Below are 16,438 nucleotides of genomic sequence, written 5' to 3'. Positions count from 1 at the left end.
TAGAAACGGCTCTGGGTCAGACTTCGTCGGGGCTGCGCAGGTTGGTCACCTGGATACGCTGTTCGCGGCGCTGTTCCTTTTGCGATGGCATCTCGGCGCGGTAAACGCCTTGTTCACCAACGACCCAGGAAAGTGGGCGACGCTCCTGGCCAATTGACTCTTGCAACAGCATCAAGCCTTGCAGAAAAGCCTCTGGGCGGGGCGGGCAGCCGGGTACGTAAACGTCCACGGGCAGGAACTTGTCGACCCCTTGAACCACGGAGTAGATGTCGTACATGCCACCGGAGTTGGCGCACGAACCCATGGAGATGACCCATTTAGGTTCAAGCATTTGCTCATAGAGACGCTGAATGATCGGCGCCATCTTGATGAAGCAGGTACCGGCGATCACCATGAAATCCGCCTGACGCGGCGATGCCCGGATCACTTCGGCGCCGAAGCGTGCGATGTCATGGGGGGCTGTGAAGGCGGTGGTCATTTCCACGTAGCAGCATGACAGGCCGAAGTTGTACGGCCACAGGGAGTTTTTACGTCCCCAGTTGACCGTGCCGTTCAGCACGTCTTCCAGCTTGCCCATGAAAATGTTTTTGTGGACTTGATCTTCTAACGGATCAGCAACGGTTTCCCGTGTGCCGATCGGATACTGCTCGTTAGGAGCGTCCGGGTCGATCCTGGTAAGTTCGTATTGCATTGCCAAAGCCTCATTGTTTCAGCTTGGCCTGCCGCTTACGACGAGCTTCCGGTGCCCAATCAAGAGCACCCACCCGAAATAGGTAGACAAGGCCTGCCAACAGAATTGCTATGAAAACGAGAGCTTCGACGAATCCGGTCCAGCCGCTTTCGCGTACAGACACAGACCATGCAAAGAGAAAGAGGGCTTCGATATCGAAGATCACGAACAGCATCGCGACCAGATAGAATTTGGCTGAGAGCCGTAAGCGGGCGCCACCGGTGGGCAGCATGCCGGATTCAAACGGTTCATTTTTGCTGCGACCCCAGGCTTTTGACCCAAGGAGGCTGGACACGCCGAGCATGAAGGCACAAAGGCCGACAACGCCGAGAAGGAAAATGGCAAAGCCCCAGTTGTGGGCTATGAGTCCTGTCGCTTCGGGCATGCTGGAAATCCTTAACAGAGAACACGCGTCTCTGAGCTTGAAAAGGTAATAAAGCAGTGACGAAATGTCGCAGCGCAATTGATGGGCGGGATTTTATGGCTAAACACCCAGCAAGTAAATTTTCTATGATGAATTAATTCAGTCCTTTAGTTGTAGAACACTCGGTAATGTCGATGCAGGCCTTGTGGCACGGGCGTTCCAGCGTATTTCAATGATTGTATTTCGGCAGCCAGGTATCCAACAAAAGCAACTCGTAATGATAATTAATATCGTTTAAGTAGCCGTCTATTGTGTCGCTATGTCGCAGGTGTCTAGAACTTGGCTTATATAAGCGCAGTTAGCAAGTTTGGAACTTGGCTTTTTAACCTGTTCAGGCGATTGAGGTATGGACCTGGGTCAGTGTTTTGTTGGAAAGAGGTGCTCTGGACTCGTAGCAGCTGCCGTAGGAACGAGGCTGCGTTAGGCGGCGAAGCCGCCTTAAGATCAGACGCTCTGGTGTATTGGTCAAATCTGACTCGCAAAATTTACGACGACTACGGCGGGGTGCCGTATCACGCCGGACGCAGCCTCGTACCTACGGCAGCTGCTACGTGAGACTGGTTAACTGTGGACAAAAAAATGCCCCGAACCAGTCGGGGCATGATGTTCAAGGCATTGCGTCTGTTCTTTACACGCCGGGCAATTGCCGTGCTCGCACTATTAGTGGAACTGTTCTTCTTCTGTAGAGCCGGTCAGTGCGGTTACCGATGACGAGCCACCCTGAATGACGGTGGTCATGTCGTCGAAGTAGCCGGTGCCCACTTCCTGCTGGTGCGCCACAAAGGTGTACCCTTTGGCGGCGTCAGCAAATTCCTGCTCTTGCAGCTTCACGTAGGCGGTCATGTCGTTGCGGGCGTAGTCGTGCGCCAGGTTGAACATGCTGTGCCACATATTGTGGATGCCAGCGAGGGTAATGAACTGATGCTTGTAGCCCATTGCCGAGAGTTCGCGCTGGAACTTGGCGATGGTCGCGTCGTCCAGGTTTTTCTTCCAGTTGAAGGAAGGCGAGCAGTTGTAAGACAGCAGTTGGTCCGGGTATTCCTTTTTGATCGCTTCAGCAAAACGACGGGCTTCATCCAGGTCCGGCTTGGCGGTTTCGCACCAGATCAGGTCGGCATACGGAGCGTAAGCCAAACCGCGAGCGATCGCTTGGTCCAGGCCGGCGCGTACTTTGTAGAAGCCTTCCTTGGTGCGCTCGCCTGTAACGAACGGCTGGTCGTACGGGTCGCAATCGGAAGTCAGCAGGTCAGCTGCGTTAGCGTCGGTGCGGGCCAGAATGATAGTCGGTGTGCCAGCGACGTCAGCCGCCAGACGGGCAGCCGTCAACTTTTGTACGGCTTCTTGAGTGGGGACCAATACCTTGCCGCCCATGTGGCCGCATTTCTTGACCGAAGCCAGCTGATCTTCGAAGTGAACGCCGGCGGCGCCTGCTTCGATCATGCTTTTCATCAGTTCATAAGCGTTCAGCACGCCACCAAAACCGGCTTCAGCGTCAGCCACGATCGGTGCGAAGTAGTCGATATAGCCTTGGTCACCCGGGTTTTTACCGGCTTTCCACTGAATTTGATCCGCACGGCGGAAGGAGTTGTTGATGCGCTTGACCACGGTTGGAACGGAGTCCACCGGGTACAGCGACTGATCGGGGTACATGGATTCGGCAGAGTTGTTGTCTGCCGCCACTTGCCAGCCCGACAGGTAAATGGCCTGGATGCCGGCTTTAACCTGTTGTACTGCCTGGCCCCCGGTCAGGGCGCCCATGCAGTTGACGAAATCTTTCTCGGGACGGAAGGACGGGTGTGCGCCCTGTGTCACCAGTTTCCACAGCTTGTCAGCGCCCATTTTTGCAAAGGTGTGCTCGGGTTGAACCGAGCCGCGCAGGCGGACCACGTCAGCAGCGGAGTAATCGCGAGTCACGCCTTTCCAGCGTGGATTTTCGGCCCAGTCTTTTTCAAGGGCTGCAATTTGCTGTTCGCGTGTCAGTGCCATGGTGATAAACCTCGTCGCATAGGTCTGGGTTGAAAAGTTTTGCTCCACCAGGCACACATCAATGTTGTTTGTGTAAGTGCGTGATTGGCTTCTCGCTAACGGCTTTCAGAGGTCTTGTGTAAGGCCTCTGAATTGCGGGAGCGGGGCCATCATGCCTTTGCATTTTTGCGTCGTCAAACACTTTGTAGTGCTTTTTTCGTGGCACTACATATTTGCTCTGATTCGACTCATCAGTCAGTTTTGGGCCTTTTGGTCAAGTGCGTCGACTTTTACCCGCACGGTCATGTCATCACGGCTTTGAGTAGAGTAGGTAAGGGTTTCACCTTGTTGAGCGGTCGGATTCTGGCCATTGATCCCCGCAACAGTGATCCACTGCCCCAGTGGTCCGCTGACCTGTGTGTCGGTGTTTTGCACGTTCACTACATCGGGCTGCTCCTGGCTCATGCGGTCGCGCTGGGCGCTGATCGCCAGGTGAACCGTATTGCCCGTCACAGTGGCGGTGACATAAAAGCCGCGGGTCACGTCTCGGTATTCGGTCTGCGTCAGCAAGCGGCCATAGCCATCTGTCTGGGTGCTGGTGAGCGGAACACTTTGACCGGTCTGAATAAACGCGGGAACGCCTTCAGTCACTTGAATTTGCTGAGTCCCTCCATCGCGGCTGGCGGTGCTGTAGACGCGGGTGCTGCTGTTGGTTTCGGGCAAGTTGTTGTCACGGGTATCGACGGTGACAAGCAGGCGTTTGGCGGGTGTGTCGAGTTGGCTCAGCAGGTCCTGAAGGTTTTTGATTTTTGAGGCGGACGCCTCGACGATCAATTGATTGCCGTAAGCACTGACTTTACCGTTCTTGCCGATAAAGTCCTGAGCGATGGGCAGAAGGTCAGTGCTGGTACGGTTTTGCAGGGTGATGACTTGGGTGTCGGCCAGCGCCATGCTGCTGGTCAGCAGCAACAGACTGGCGACGAATGTGCGTAGGGACATGTCCGTATTCTCCGCAATGCTTGGAAGGTCAGAGTGGAGTGTGCCAGATAGCAAAACGCCCTGCGATCCAGAGAGGGCAGGGCGTTGCTTAATTCGTAGCAGCTGCCGCAGGCTGCGTTCGGCGGCGAAGCCGTCGTAAATCCTGTGTGCACATTTGCTGGATTAACGATCGCTTCGCAATCGGCCGTCGCCTTCGGCAACTGCTACGGGAGGGTTACGTTAGCTGTCGCGCACCATATCAACATGAGGAATGCCTGCTTCCAGGAATTCTTCGCTGACGATATTAAAGCCCAGTCGTTCGTAAAACGCTGAGGCATGCACTTGTGCGCTGAGCATTTGCTGCTTGAGCCCGCGCTTTTCTGCTTCGCTGACCGCCGCATTCATCAGCGCATCACCGACTTTCAAGCCGCGCCAGTCCTTGAGCACGGATACCCGGCCGATATGGCCGTCGAGCAGCAAGCGCGCAGTGCCAATCGCATAGTCGCCCTCATAGGCCAGAAAATGCACAGCGTCAGCGTCGTCAGAGTCCCATTCAAGCTCAGGCGGGACCTGTTGTTCATTAATAAATACCGCCTCACGAATGCGTCGAAGGTCGGCGATGTCCTTTTGCCAATTGGCGACACGTACGCGAATTTTATTCATCAGCGAATCCCAAGCTTCCTTGTTTGACCAGCTCACAGAGCAGGTTGCGTCCATCTTCATCGGCCAACCATGGCTCGAGGTTTTCGATGTGCAGGGCATCAGCCGCGCAAATCATCTTTAGCAGTTCGCGTAATTTGCCCGGCAGCAGGCGACTCTGACCGCTTGCAAACAAGAGCAGGTCGTCGTCCACTTCAGACCAGGCCAGGCGCGCACTCGGATTGCGGATCAGGACTGCGCCCTGTTCCAGGCTGCCCAGCAGATCTTCTTCTTCGAGTTCAGGCCCTGTCACGAGTTCCGGATAACGCGGCTCGGTCATGAATTGGCCGAACCATGTCAGCAGCATGCGCTCGTCGCTCATGTGCTCGGCCAGCAAGCCTTTAAGGCGATCAAGGGCATCATGCTGGATCTGGTGCGGGTCGCTCACCGGCTGGGCGTCAGCATCGGTGTAGCGTTCTTCATCAGGCAGGTACTGGCTGAGGAAGTCGGTGAAGTGAGTCAGTACTTCAGCTGCGCTCGGTGCGCGGAAGCCCACGGAGTAGGTCAGGCATTCATCCACAGCTACACCGCAGTGAGCCAGACGTGGCGGCAGGTAGAGCATGTCGCCCGGCTCCAGCGTCCACTCGTCGGTGGCCTGGAAATCAGCCAGAATGCGCAGGTCTGCATGTGCCAGCAGCTTGCTCTCGGAATCGCACATCTGGCCGATCTGCCAGTGACGCTTGCCGGCGCCTTGTAGCAAGAACACATCGTAGTTGTCGAAGTGAGGGCCAACGCTGCCACCGGGGGCTGCGTAGCTGATCATCACATCGTCGATGCGCCAGCTTGGCAAGAAGCGGAAGTTTTCCAGCAGCTCACCCACTTCGGGTACGAACTGATCAACGGCTTGAACCAGCAGCGTCCATTCGCGCTCTGGCAGTTTGCCAAATTCGTCTTCTGCAAACGGGCCGCGGCGCAATTCCCATGGGCGCTCGCCGTGCTCGATGACCAGGCGCGACTCGACTTCTTCTTCAAGTGCCAGGCCAGCCAATTCGTCGGCATCGATCGGGCTTTCGAAGTCAGGAATGGCCTGACGGATCAGCAACGGTTTCTTCTGCCAGTAGTCGCGCAGGAATTCGCGTGCAGTGATGCCGCCCAGTATTTGAAGAGGAGTATCAGGATTCATGTGTAACCTATTGAAAAATTGCACTTTGTAATCGGGAATAAAAACGCCCGGCACGGCCGGGCGTTAGTAGGTCGTTGCTGCGATCAGATGCGCTTGGCCTGTTCGACCGCGTTGCCAATGTAATTGGCAGGGGTGAGCAGTTTCAGCTCGGCTTTCGCCGCTTCCGGCATTTCAAGGCCGTCGATGAACGTTTGCAGTGCTTCTGGGCTGATGCCCTTGCCGCGCGTCAGCTCTTTAAGCTTCTCGTACGGGTTTTCAATATTGTAACGGCGCATCACGGTCTGAATCGGCTCAGCCAGCACTTCCCAGCAGGCGTCCAGGTCAGCAGCGATCTTCTGAGCGTTGAGCTCCAGTTTGCTGATGCCTTTAAGGCTGGCTTCGTACGCGATCACGCTGTGGGCAAAGCCCACGCCGAGGTTGCGCAGTACGGTGGAGTCGGTCAGGTCGCGCTGCCAGCGGGAGATGGGCAGTTTGCTGGCCAGGTGCTGGAACAATGCGTTGGCGATGCCCAGGTTGCCTTCGGAGTTTTCGAAGTCAATCGGGTTGACCTTGTGCGGCATGGTCGAGGAGCCGATTTCGCCTGCGATGGTGCGCTGCTTGAAGTAACCCAGGGAGATATAGCCCCAGATGTCGCGGTCGAAGTCGATCAGGATGGTGTTGAAGCGCGCAATGGCGTCGAACAGCTCGGCAATGTAGTCGTGCGGCTCGATCTGGGTGGTGTAGGGGTTGAAACCCAGGCCCAGTTCGTCTTCGATAAAGGCGCGAGCGTTTTCTTCCCAGTCGATCTGCGGGTAGGCCGAGAGGTGGGCGTTGTAGTTGCCCACGGCGCCGTTGATTTTGCCCAGTAGCGGTACAGCTGCCACTTGAGCAATTTGACGCTCAAGACGGTAAACCACGTTGGCCAGTTCTTTGCCCAAGGTTGTCGGCGAAGCCGGTTGGCCGTGGGTGCGCGACAGCATCGGTACGTCGGCGAACTTGATCGCCAGCTCGCGGATGGCTTCGGCGGTCTGACGCATCAGCGGCAACATCACATCATCGCGGCCTTCGCGCAGCATCAGGGCGTGGGACAGGTTGTTGATGTCCTCGCTGGTGCAGGCAAAGTGGATGAACTCACTGACGTTGGCCAGCTCTGGCAGCTTGGCGGCCTGTTCCTTGAGCAAGTACTCAATGGCCTTGACGTCATGGTTGGTGGTGCGCTCGATCTCTTTGACACGCTCGGCGTGCTCCAAAGAGAAGTTTTCGACCAGTTCATTCAAAACGGCGTTGGCTTCGGCAGAGAAGGCCGGAACTTCAGGGATGGCAGCGTGTGCCGCGAGGCGCTGAAGCCAACGGACTTCAACCAGAACGCGAGCACGAATCAGGCCGTACTCGCTGAAAATTGGGCGCAAAGCCTGGGTTTTGCCGGCGTAGCGGCCGTCAACAGGGGAAACCGCAGTGAGCGAAGAAAGCTTCATGGGGTGTTCTCGGACAGTCGGGCAACGAAATGGGGCGCGTATCATACATGAAAAAACGGCCGGTCCGTTGCCAAGTGACCGGCGTCATACGCGTATCGATTTATAAATCTGTGACTACTGGCGGGTTTCAGTGACCGCGCAGCATCGGGTAAAGCTCTTTGAGCAGCTTGCGGCGGCTGAACACCAGCTGCCAGCGATGGCCACCCAGTTGGCGCCAAAGCCGTGCCGAGCGGATGCCGGCCAGCAACAGGGCGCGAATTTTTGAGGCGTTGCTCGGTTGTTGCAGATTACGCATGTCTCCATGCACCTGAATGCGCTGGCGCAAGGTGCTTAACGTGTCCTGATACAGCGCGCCACACGCGGCCACCACGTTTTCGTGTGCCGGGCCGAAATGTTCGACCTGAGACTGAATCTGCGGCAAGCGTTTGCCGATCAGTTCCAGCATGTCATCACGCTTGGCCAGTTGGCGCTCGAGGCCGAGCATGGACAGTGCGTAGCGTAAAGGCTCGCGTTGCAAGGTGTTGGGGTCGCGCTCAAGGGCGCCGATCAAGGCGCGATAGCCTTCACGCAGGTGGCTGTCGTCGCCGCCAAACACTTCAAGCGTGTCCTTGGGGTCGCGAACCAGCAAGGTCCCCAGCATGCAGGCCAATTCGGCTTCGCCGACCTGACCCGTTTTGGCGATCTTGTCGACCAGCACGGCAGCGAGGAAAACCCCGCCCAGGGCTACCAACTGCTCTTGGGTGGGGTTCATGCCTGGTTGCCTTTGCTGGTCCAGGGTTCAGCGATTTCGATCACGCCGCCGCCAAGACAGACTTCGCCGTCGTAAAACACCACGGATTGACCGGGGGTAACGGCACGTTGTGGGTCATCGAATGTGGCGCGATAACCGTCTGCGGTTTTTTCCAGCGTGCAGGGCTGGTCGCTTTGGCGATAACGAACCTTGGCGGTCAGGCGCAGCGGGCTGCTCAGGTCGATTGGGTTGACCCAGAAAATTTCGGAGGCGAGCAGGGCGCGTGAGAACAGCCACGGATGATCGTTGCCTTGACCTACGATCAATTCGTTTTTTTCCAGGTCTTTAAACAATACATACCAAGGCTCGTCGCTGGCGTCCTTGAGGCCGCCAATGCCCAGCCCTTGACGCTGGCCGATGGTGTGGTACATCAGGCCGTGGTGGCGGCCGATGACTTCACCTTCGGTGGTCTTGATCTCGCCCGGTTGTGCAGGCAAGTACTGCTTGAGGAAGTCGCTGAAGCGTCGTTCGCCAATAAAGCAGATACCTGTTGAATCTTTCTTCTTGGCGGTGGCCAACCCGTGTTTTTCGGCGATTTGACGCACCTCGGGTTTTTCCAGTTCGCCAACCGGGAACAGGGTGCGGGCAATTTGCTCGCCGCCGACCGCGTGCAGGAAGTAGCTCTGATCCTTGTTCGGATCAAGGCCTTTGAGCAGCTCTGTACGGCCGTCAATGTCGCGACGACGCACATAGTGGCCCGTGGCAATAAGGTCGGCACCCAGCATCAGGGCGTAGTCGAGGAACGCCTTGAACTTGATTTCGCGGTTACACAGGATGTCCGGGTTCGGCGTGCGTCCAGCCTTGTATTCGGCCAGAAAGTGCTCAAACACATTGTCCCAGTACTCGGCGGCAAAGTTGGCGGTGTGCAGCTTAATGCCAATTTTGTCGCAGACGGCCTGGGCGTCTGCCAGATCATCCATGGCGGTGCAGTAATCCGTTCCGTCGTCTTCCTCCCAGTTCTTCATGAACAGGCCTTCCACCTGGTAGCCCTGCTCCATGAGCAGAACGGCGGAAACGGAAGAGTCGACACCACCGGACATGCCGACGATGACGCGCTGTTTTTCGGGGGCGACTAAGGCTGGATCACGCATAAGGATTCAATGAGTGTCTTTAAAAAGGACGCGATTCTAGCAGGCCCGAGCGCTCAAGGCTAAACCGAAGGGCGGATTAACGAGAGGTCGAACAGTTTGCCGCTCAAATAATCGTCAATGCATTGCAAGGTCAGCTCGCTGCGCCAGCGCTCGCGTTGTTCCAGCAGTTCGTCGCGAGTCAGCCAGAGCGGGCCGATAATGCCGGTGTCCAGGGTGTACGTGGGGTGGTGCTTGATGGCTTTGCCCGCAAAACATACGCGTTGATACGTCACGCCATTGCTCGGGGCGGTGTACAGATAAATGCCAATCACGCCGGTCAGTTCGACGTCGTAACCGGTTTCTTCAAGGGTTTCGCGGATAGCCGCGTCGATCAGGCTTTCATTTGGGTCCAGATGGCCGGCCGGCTGGTTGAGGACTGCGCGGTCGCGTTTGAACTCTTCAACCATGAGAAAGCGACCATTGTCTTCGACGACGGTTGCGACGGTGATGTGGGGTTTCCATTCCATATGAGTTGATCTCTTTGTATGAATTGTTCGTAGCAGCTGCCGAAGGCTGCGTCCGGTTGCGAAGCAATCGTAACGCCTGAGTGTGCGGTGTAACTGACAAATTGCAGGTATTGATTTTACGACGACTACGTCGCCGGACGCAGCCTTCGGCAGCTGCTACGAGATAGTGGGGCCCAAAAACACAAACCCCGGCGTCGTGGGCCGGGGTTTGTGGTGTTGCCTGTTGCTCTTACACTGAGGCGATAATCGCATTCAGTGTGGCGCTTGGGCGCATTACTTGGCTGACCTTGTCGGCATCAGCGTGGTAGTAACCACCGATGTCTACAGGTTTGCCCTGCACAGCGTTGAGCTCGGCAACAATTTTTGCCTCGTTCTCGGCCATGGCTTTTGCCACAGGGGCAAATTGGGCTTGCAGCTCTTTGTCTTCGGTCTGAGCTGCCAGGGCTTGTGCCCAGTACAGCGCCAGGTAGAAGTGGCTACCGCGGTTGTCGATGTTGCCGACTTTGCGCGATGGCGATTTGTTGTTGTCCAGGAACTGACCGGTAGCCTGATCCAGAGTCTTGGCCAACACCAACGCTTTCGGGTTGTTGTAGGTCGTGCCCAAGTGCTCCAGGGAAGCTGCCAGCGCCAGGAATTCACCCAGCGAGTCCCAGCGCAGGAAGTTTTCTTCCAGCAACTGTTGAACGTGTTTCGGAGCGGAGCCGCCTGCGCCCGTTTCGAACAGACCGCCACCATTCATCAACGGTACGATCGACAGCATTTTGGCGCTGGTGCCCAGTTCCATGATCGGGAACAGGTCAGTCAGGTAGTCGCGCAATACGTTGCCGGTCACCGAGATGGTGTCCAGGCCTTTACGGGTGCGCTCCAGAGTGAACTTCATGGCATCAACGGGTGCCATGATGCGAATGTCCAGGCCGCTGGTGTCGTGATCCTTCAGGTAGGTTTCAACCTTCTTGATCATCAGGGCGTCGTGGCTACGCTTTGGGTCGAGCCAGAACACGGCAGGCGTGTTGCTGGCGCGGGCGCGGTTGACAGCCAGCTTGACCCAGTCGCGGATCGGCGCGTCTTTGGCCTGGCACATGCGCCAGATATCGCCTTCAGCGACCTTTTGCTCCATCAGCACGTTGCCGTTGCTGTCGGTTACACGCACAACACCGTCCGTCTTGATCTGGAAGGTTTTGTCGTGGGAGCCGTACTCTTCGGCTTTCTGTGCCATCAGGCCAACGTTTGGCACGCTGCCCATGGTGGTCGGATCGAAGGCGCCGTGTTGCTTGCAGTCTTCGATGGTTGCCTGATAGATGGTGGCGTAGCAGCGATCCGGGATCACAGCTTTGGTGTCGTGCAACTGACCGTCAGTGCCCCACATTTTGCCCGAGTCACGGATCATCGCTGGCATCGATGCGTCGACGATAACGTCGCTTGGCACGTGCAGGTTGGTGATGCCTTTGTCGGAGTTCACCATGGCCAGCGCAGGGCGGTTGGCGTACACCGCCTCGATGTCAGCTTCGATTTCAGCTTGTTTCTCGGCTGGCAGCGCCTTGATGCGTGCGTACAGGTCGCCAATGCCGTTGTTCAGATTGAAACCGATTTCTTTCAGGACGTCAGCGTGTTTTTCCAGCGCGTCCTTGTAGAACTCAGCCACGATCTGACCAAACATGATCGGGTCGGACACCTTCATCATGGTGGCTTTCAAGTGCACCGAGAACAGCACGCCTTGCTTCTTGGCGTCTTCGATTTCGGCCGCTACGAACTCGCGCAGGGCTTTTTTGCTCATGACCGAGCAGTCGATGATCTCGCCGGCTTGTACGGCGGTTTTTTCTTTCAGGACGGTGGTGGTGCCGTCTTGAGCGATCAGTTCGATTTTAACGGTGTCAGGGGCTTCGATCAGGGCGGCTTTTTCGCTGCCGTAGAAGTCGCCTTCGCTCATGTGAGCCACGTGAGACTTGGAGTCTGCTTTCCAGGCGCCCATTTTGTGCGGGTGCTTGCGAGCATAGTTTTTGACCGACAGCGGAGCGCGACGGTCAGAGTTGCCTTCGCGCAGTACCGGGTTTACGGCGCTGCCCATGACCTTGCTGTAACGCGCTTTGATTTCTTTCTCGGCGTCAGTGGTCACGGTTTCCGGGTAGTCCGGAATGTCAAAGCCCTGCGCTTGCAGTTCTTTGATTGCGGCCTGCAATTGCGGGACCGAGGCGCTGATGTTAGGCAGCTTGATGATGTTGGCTTCAGGTGTAACGGCCAGCGCGCCCAGTTCGGCGAGGTGGTCGGGTACAGCCTTGGCACCCAATTGCTCGGGGAAGCTGGCGAGGATTCGACCGGCCAGAGAGATGTCACGCGTTTCGACATCAATATTGGCGGTGGCCGTAAACGCTTCAATGATAGGCAGCAGTGAGTAGGTGGCGAGCGCCGGAGCTTCGTCGGTGAAGGTATAAATGATCTTCGAACGGTTGGGCATTTCGGATTAACTCTCTTCTTTGCTGAGCGTGCTCAGATACTCGAGATGCGCAGGGTAGGCGCTTTCGTTCACAGTGAACAATGAGCCGAAAGTCGAGGTTCTTCGCGGTGATGTGAATGCATCAGTAGAGCGTCAAGCGGTCGAACCGGGGTAACGGCTCAGCCTTTCTAGGCCTGAAAGACTCAATTCATAGATGTTGCTCGGTGACTCAATGGTCACCGGCGCAGTATACATAGGTCCCTCAGGTTGCTGCGAGGGGTCTGGTGAATCACGGATCATCAATTGGTCTAAGAGCGTGCTTTCTTTGGCTTCTTGCCCAGTGTTTACGGTTGTTGCAGCGGGGCGGGGATGCTTTTGGGCGGGTGTTCTTTTCTGTATTTAAACAGTTGGCGTGAGAGGGCTCTCAGGACTCAGGCCCAAAAAAACCGCCAGATCGATGGCTCGACATGGCGGTATTTTTTTTAAATTTTTTAAAAGTGCGGCTTATCTTCTCGCCTGGTAGTCAGACCGCAAGGGAGTGTCCCTCGGCTTCTGTCACTGTAAGTGGTGCGGTGGCCTTTGCATCAGTGATTGCGACAGCGTGCAGGCCTTTGGGGCCCTGGATGATTTCAAAACTCACCGGTTGGCCAGCCTTGAGCGTTTTGTACCCGTCCATATTGATGGCCGAAAAATGAGCAAAAAAATCGATCATGTTTCCGTGTTCATCGAGGCCTTCCTTGGCTTGCGTATTAATGAAGCCGAAGCCCTTGGCGTTGTTGAACCACTTGACCTTGCCTTGCATACTCATATCCCTCTGCTGCAAACGACTCCATCACTGGAGTATCATCCAGTTCATCCGCACAAAAACCAGTAAATGTGGTTGACTGCGCGGGTCTTTACTACCCACTGTGGGCCCTATTGGTTGTAACACCGTTTTACCGATAGTCAAGGTCACGCGGCAGGCGCAGTTGAAATTTAATGTGCTTGCCTCCATCTCTGTAATCGATCAATGACGAACCTTTCATTCCATGCATGCATTTAGCCAGATTCGACTAACATTCAATCAGGATCAACCCGGTTTTGATGACGACGATGCCGCTGGCTTGGCTGTGCAAGAGGCTAAGCCTGCGCTTCAGGTGCCGCCTATGTACAAGGTGGTTTTGTTCAATGATGACTACACACCCATGGATTTCGTTGTCGAAATACTTGAGGTGTTTTTTAACTTGAATCGCGAATTGGCGACCAAGGTCATGCTGGCCGTTCATACAGAAGGACGGGCTGTGTGTGGTATCTACACCCGCGACATTGCCGAGACCAAGGCAGCGCAGGTAAATCAGTACGCACGCGAAAGCCAGCATCCGCTACTCTGTGAAATCGAGAAGGACGGTTAACGCCGACCACTTGGGTATGAGGTGAAGCCATGTTAAATCGCGAGCTCGAAGTCACCCTCAATCTTGCCTTTAAGGAGGCCCGTTCCAAACGTCATGAATTCATGACGGTTGAACACCTTCTTTTAGCGCTACTGGATAACGAGGCGGCCGCAACCGTTCTACGCGCCTGTGGCGCAAACCTCGACAAACTCAAGCATGACCTGCAAGAGTTTATTGATTCCACCACCCCTTTGATCCCTGTTCACGATGAAGACCGTGAAACCCAGCCAACACTGGGCTTTCAGCGTGTGCTGCAACGTGCCGTTTTTCATGTGCAAAGCTCCGGCAAGCGTGAAGTGACGGGTGCCAACGTTCTGGTTGCGATTTTCAGTGAACAGGAAAGCCAGGCTGTGTTTCTGCTCAAGCAGCAGAGCGTTGCCCGCATTGATGTCGTCAACTTTATTGCCCATGGCATTTCAAAAGTGCCAGGCCAGGGTGATCACTCTGACGGGGATCATGAAATGCAGGATGAGGAAGGGGGCGAGTCGTCCTCTTCCAGCAATCCGTTGGATGCCTATGCCAGTAACCTGAACGAGCTGGCTCGTCAGGGCCGTATTGACCCGCTGGTAGGGCGTGAAATGGAAGTTGAGCGCGTTGCTCAAATCCTTGCGCGCCGGCGCAAAAACAATCCGCTGCTGGTCGGTGAGGCAGGCGTGGGTAAAACCGCGATTGCTGAAGGGCTGGCCAAGCGTATCGTTGACAATCAAGTTCCAGACTTACTGGCTAATAGCATTGTCTACTCGCTTGATCTGGGCGCCTTGTTGGCGGGTACCAAATACCGTGGCGATTTTGAGAAGCGCTTCAAGGCGCTGCTCGGCGAGCTGAAAAAACGTCCTCAGGCGATTTTGTTCATCGACGAAATCCACACCATCATTGGTGCGGGTGCTGCCTCGGGCGGTGTAATGGATGCGTCGAACCTGCTCAAGCCACTGTTGTCTTCGGGCGACATACGTTGCATTGGTTCGACCACGTTCCAGGAATTTCGCGGTATTTTCGAAAAGGACCGTGCCTTGGCGCGTCGTTTCCAGAAAGTGGACGTGTCCGAGCCATCGGTTGAAGACACCATCGGCATTCTGCGTGGCCTGAAGGGTCGTTTTGAGCAGCATCACAGTATCGAGTACAGCGATGAAGCCTTGCGCGCCGCTGCTGAGCTGGCGTCGCGCTATATCAATGATCGGCATATGCCGGACAAGGCCATCGACGTCATCGACGAAGCGGGTGCTTACCAGCGCTTGCAGCCGGTAGAGAAACGCGTCAAACGCATCGATGTGCAGCAAGTCGAAGATATCGTTGCAAAAATTGCCCGTATTCCGCCTAAGCACGTGTCCAGTTCTGACAAAGAATTGCTGCGCAACCTTGAGCGCGACTTGAAAATGACCGTGTTTGGTCAGGATGCGGCCATTGATTCGCTGTCTACGGCCATCAAACTGTCCCGTGCGGGGCTCAAGTCACCTGACAAACCCGTGGGTTCGTTCCTGTTTGCAGGGCCGACCGGTGTCGGCAAGACCGAGGCGGCGCGTCAGTTGGCCAAGGCCTTGGGGGTTGAGCTACTGCGTTTCGACATGTCGGAATACATGGAGCGTCATACCGTTTCACGTCTTATCGGTGCTCCTCCGGGCTATGTCGGCTTCGATCAGGGTGGGTTGTTGACTGAAGCCATCAGCAAACAGCCGCATTGCGTGTTGTTGCTGGATGAAATCGAGAAGGCGCATCCCGAAGTCTTTAACCTGTTGTTGCAGGTGATGGACCACGGCACGTTGACCGATAACAACGGGCGTAAAGCTGATTTCCGTAATGTTATCGTCATCATGACCACCAACGCGGGGGCTGAGACTGCATCGCGGGCTTCGATCGGCTTTACGGTTCAGGATCATGCGACCGATGCGATGGAAGCGATCAAGAAAAGCTTCACGCCCGAGTTCCGCAATCGTCTGGACACTATCATCCAGTTTGGTCGCCTCAGTCATGAGGTTATCAAGCACGTGGTGGACAAGTTCCTTACCGAGTTGCAGGCGCAACTGGACGACAAGCATGTGCAATTGGTGGTGACAGACGCCGCACGTGGCTGGTTGGCAGCGGGAGGTTACGATGTGCAGATGGGTGCGCGGCCAATGGCGCGTTTGATACAAGACAAGATCAAGCGTCCGCTGGCTGAAGAGATACTCTTTGGTGAGCTGGCTGATCATGGCGGGGTAGTTAACATCGACCTGGTCGATGGTGAGCTGACGTTCGAGTTTGAAACGTCCGTCGAGATGGCTTGATCTAGCTCTGAAATAAAAAAAGCGCCGAAAGGCGCTTTTTTTTGATCAGCTAACCCTCACCCGAGCCCTCTCCCAGAGGGAGAGGGGACTGATTGAGTCGATTTAGAAAAACTCGAATTTCCCCCAACCTGCTCCCTCTCCCTTTGGGAGAGGGTTGGGGTGAGGGTGCTTTTGATCTCAAGCCCACAAATCGCAGACAAACAAAAACGCCCGGCAGAACCGGGCGTTTTGTATTGACTTGATTAACGAGCGCGGTAAGTGATGCGCCCTTTGCTCAAGTCATAGGGCGTCAGCTCGACGCGCACTTTGTCGCCGGTAAGAATACGAATGTAGTTCTTGCGCATCTTGCCGGAAATATGCGCGGTTACGACGTGCCCATTTTCCAACTCCACACGAAACATGGTGTTGGGCAGGGTGTCGACGACAGTGCCTTCCATTTCGAAGCTGTCTTCTTTCGACATGCAGTAAAGCCCTCGGTGTCCAATGAATGGCCCGGTGCAACTGCGCCAGGCAAAAGCGGCGTGCATTGTGCCCGAAAAATGGGGTTTAAGCCAAG

The 16,438-nt window shown here is 55.8% G+C and carries 15 protein-coding genes; 2 read left to right on the top strand and 13 right to left on the bottom strand.

From position 1 onward, the window contains the following. Nucleotides 1–16: 16 nt before the first annotated feature. The 12 genes from FJD38_RS01795 to FJD38_RS01740 form a co-directional block, all read right to left on the bottom strand. The gene (locus tag FJD38_RS01795) at nt 17–691 is read right to left on the bottom strand and encodes a NuoB/complex I 20 kDa subunit family protein (RefSeq protein WP_016780200.1); all 675 of its coding nucleotides are present in this window, start codon (nt 689–691) and stop codon (nt 17–19) included. Nucleotides 692–701: 10 nt separating this feature from the next. Beyond that, nucleotides 702–1,115, bottom strand: a complete 414-nt coding sequence (locus tag FJD38_RS01790) for an NADH-quinone oxidoreductase subunit A (RefSeq protein WP_003446990.1) — start codon at nt 1,113–1,115, stop codon at nt 702–704. Between the two features lie 699 nt (nt 1,116–1,814). Then, nucleotides 1,815–3,140 carry an isocitrate lyase gene (gene aceA, locus FJD38_RS01785; protein ID WP_003446991.1) on the bottom strand — a complete coding sequence of 442 codons (1,326 nt, stop codon included), beginning with the start codon at nt 3,138–3,140 and terminating at the stop codon, nt 1,815–1,817. 234 nt (nt 3,141–3,374) lie between these two features. Beyond that, a complete protein-coding gene (locus tag FJD38_RS01780) occupies nt 3,375–4,118 on the bottom strand; it encodes a secretin N-terminal domain-containing protein (protein ID WP_146383762.1) in 744 nt (247 codons plus the stop codon). Between the two features lie 219 nt (nt 4,119–4,337). Next, nucleotides 4,338–4,760 carry a GNAT family N-acetyltransferase gene (locus FJD38_RS01775; protein ID WP_122784562.1) on the bottom strand — a complete coding sequence of 141 codons (423 nt, stop codon included), beginning with the start codon at nt 4,758–4,760 and terminating at the stop codon, nt 4,338–4,340. Then, nucleotides 4,753–5,919, bottom strand: a complete 1,167-nt coding sequence (locus tag FJD38_RS01770; protein WP_122784563.1) for a ribosomal protein uL16 3-hydroxylase — start codon at nt 5,917–5,919, stop codon at nt 4,753–4,755. The genes FJD38_RS01775 and FJD38_RS01770 overlap by 8 nt, the downstream gene beginning before the upstream one ends. An 83-nt stretch (nt 5,920–6,002) precedes the next feature. Beyond that, the gene (purB, locus tag FJD38_RS01765; RefSeq protein ID WP_146383761.1) at nt 6,003–7,373 is read right to left on the bottom strand and encodes an adenylosuccinate lyase; all 1,371 of its coding nucleotides are present in this window, start codon (nt 7,371–7,373) and stop codon (nt 6,003–6,005) included. A 127-nt stretch (nt 7,374–7,500) separates the two neighbouring features. Next, nucleotides 7,501–8,124, bottom strand: coding sequence for a high frequency lysogenization protein HflD (hflD, locus tag FJD38_RS01760; protein ID WP_122784564.1), 624 nt, complete (start codon nt 8,122–8,124; stop codon nt 7,501–7,503). Beyond that, nucleotides 8,121–9,254, bottom strand: coding sequence for a tRNA 2-thiouridine(34) synthase MnmA (gene mnmA / locus FJD38_RS01755; RefSeq protein WP_122784565.1), 1,134 nt, complete (start codon nt 9,252–9,254; stop codon nt 8,121–8,123). The genes hflD and mnmA overlap by 4 nt, the downstream gene beginning before the upstream one ends. A 59-nt stretch (nt 9,255–9,313) precedes the next feature. Continuing rightward, a complete protein-coding gene (locus FJD38_RS01750; RefSeq protein WP_122784566.1) occupies nt 9,314–9,760 on the bottom strand; it encodes an NUDIX hydrolase in 447 nt (148 codons plus the stop codon). Nucleotides 9,761–9,989: 229 nt separating this feature from the next. Then, nucleotides 9,990–12,212: an NADP-dependent isocitrate dehydrogenase gene (locus FJD38_RS01745; RefSeq protein WP_122784567.1), complete on the bottom strand. Its 2,223-nt coding sequence runs from the start codon at nt 12,210–12,212 to the stop codon at nt 9,990–9,992. 502 nt (nt 12,213–12,714) lie between these two features. Next, nucleotides 12,715–12,993 carry a cold shock domain-containing protein gene (locus tag FJD38_RS01740; RefSeq protein ID WP_146384595.1) on the bottom strand — a complete coding sequence of 93 codons (279 nt, stop codon included), beginning with the start codon at nt 12,991–12,993 and terminating at the stop codon, nt 12,715–12,717. Between the two features lie 226 nt (nt 12,994–13,219). Between FJD38_RS01740 and clpS the strand changes: the two genes are divergently transcribed. Together clpS and clpA are read left to right on the top strand one after the other, a co-directional pair. Then, entirely contained in the window at nt 13,220–13,582 is a 363-nt protein-coding gene (gene clpS, locus FJD38_RS01735; protein ID WP_122784569.1) for an ATP-dependent Clp protease adapter ClpS, read from the top strand. Nucleotides 13,583–13,611: 29 nt separating this feature from the next. Beyond that, complete coding sequence (gene clpA, locus FJD38_RS01730; RefSeq protein ID WP_122784570.1) at nt 13,612–15,882, top strand: ATP-dependent Clp protease ATP-binding subunit ClpA; 2,271 nt, start codon at nt 13,612–13,614, stop codon at nt 15,880–15,882. A 242-nt stretch (nt 15,883–16,124) separates the two neighbouring features. Here the strand turns inward: clpA and infA are convergent, their stop codons facing one another. Beyond that, nucleotides 16,125–16,343, bottom strand: coding sequence for a translation initiation factor IF-1 (infA, locus tag FJD38_RS01725; RefSeq protein WP_002553999.1), 219 nt, complete (start codon nt 16,341–16,343; stop codon nt 16,125–16,127). Nucleotides 16,344–16,438: the final 95 nt, after the last annotated feature.

The sequence above is a fragment of the Pseudomonas saxonica genome, assembly GCF_007858365.1.
GTDB classification, from domain to species: domain Bacteria; phylum Pseudomonadota; class Gammaproteobacteria; order Pseudomonadales; family Pseudomonadaceae; genus Aquipseudomonas; species Aquipseudomonas saxonica.
This window is presented reverse-complemented; position numbering and strand designations above follow the sequence as displayed.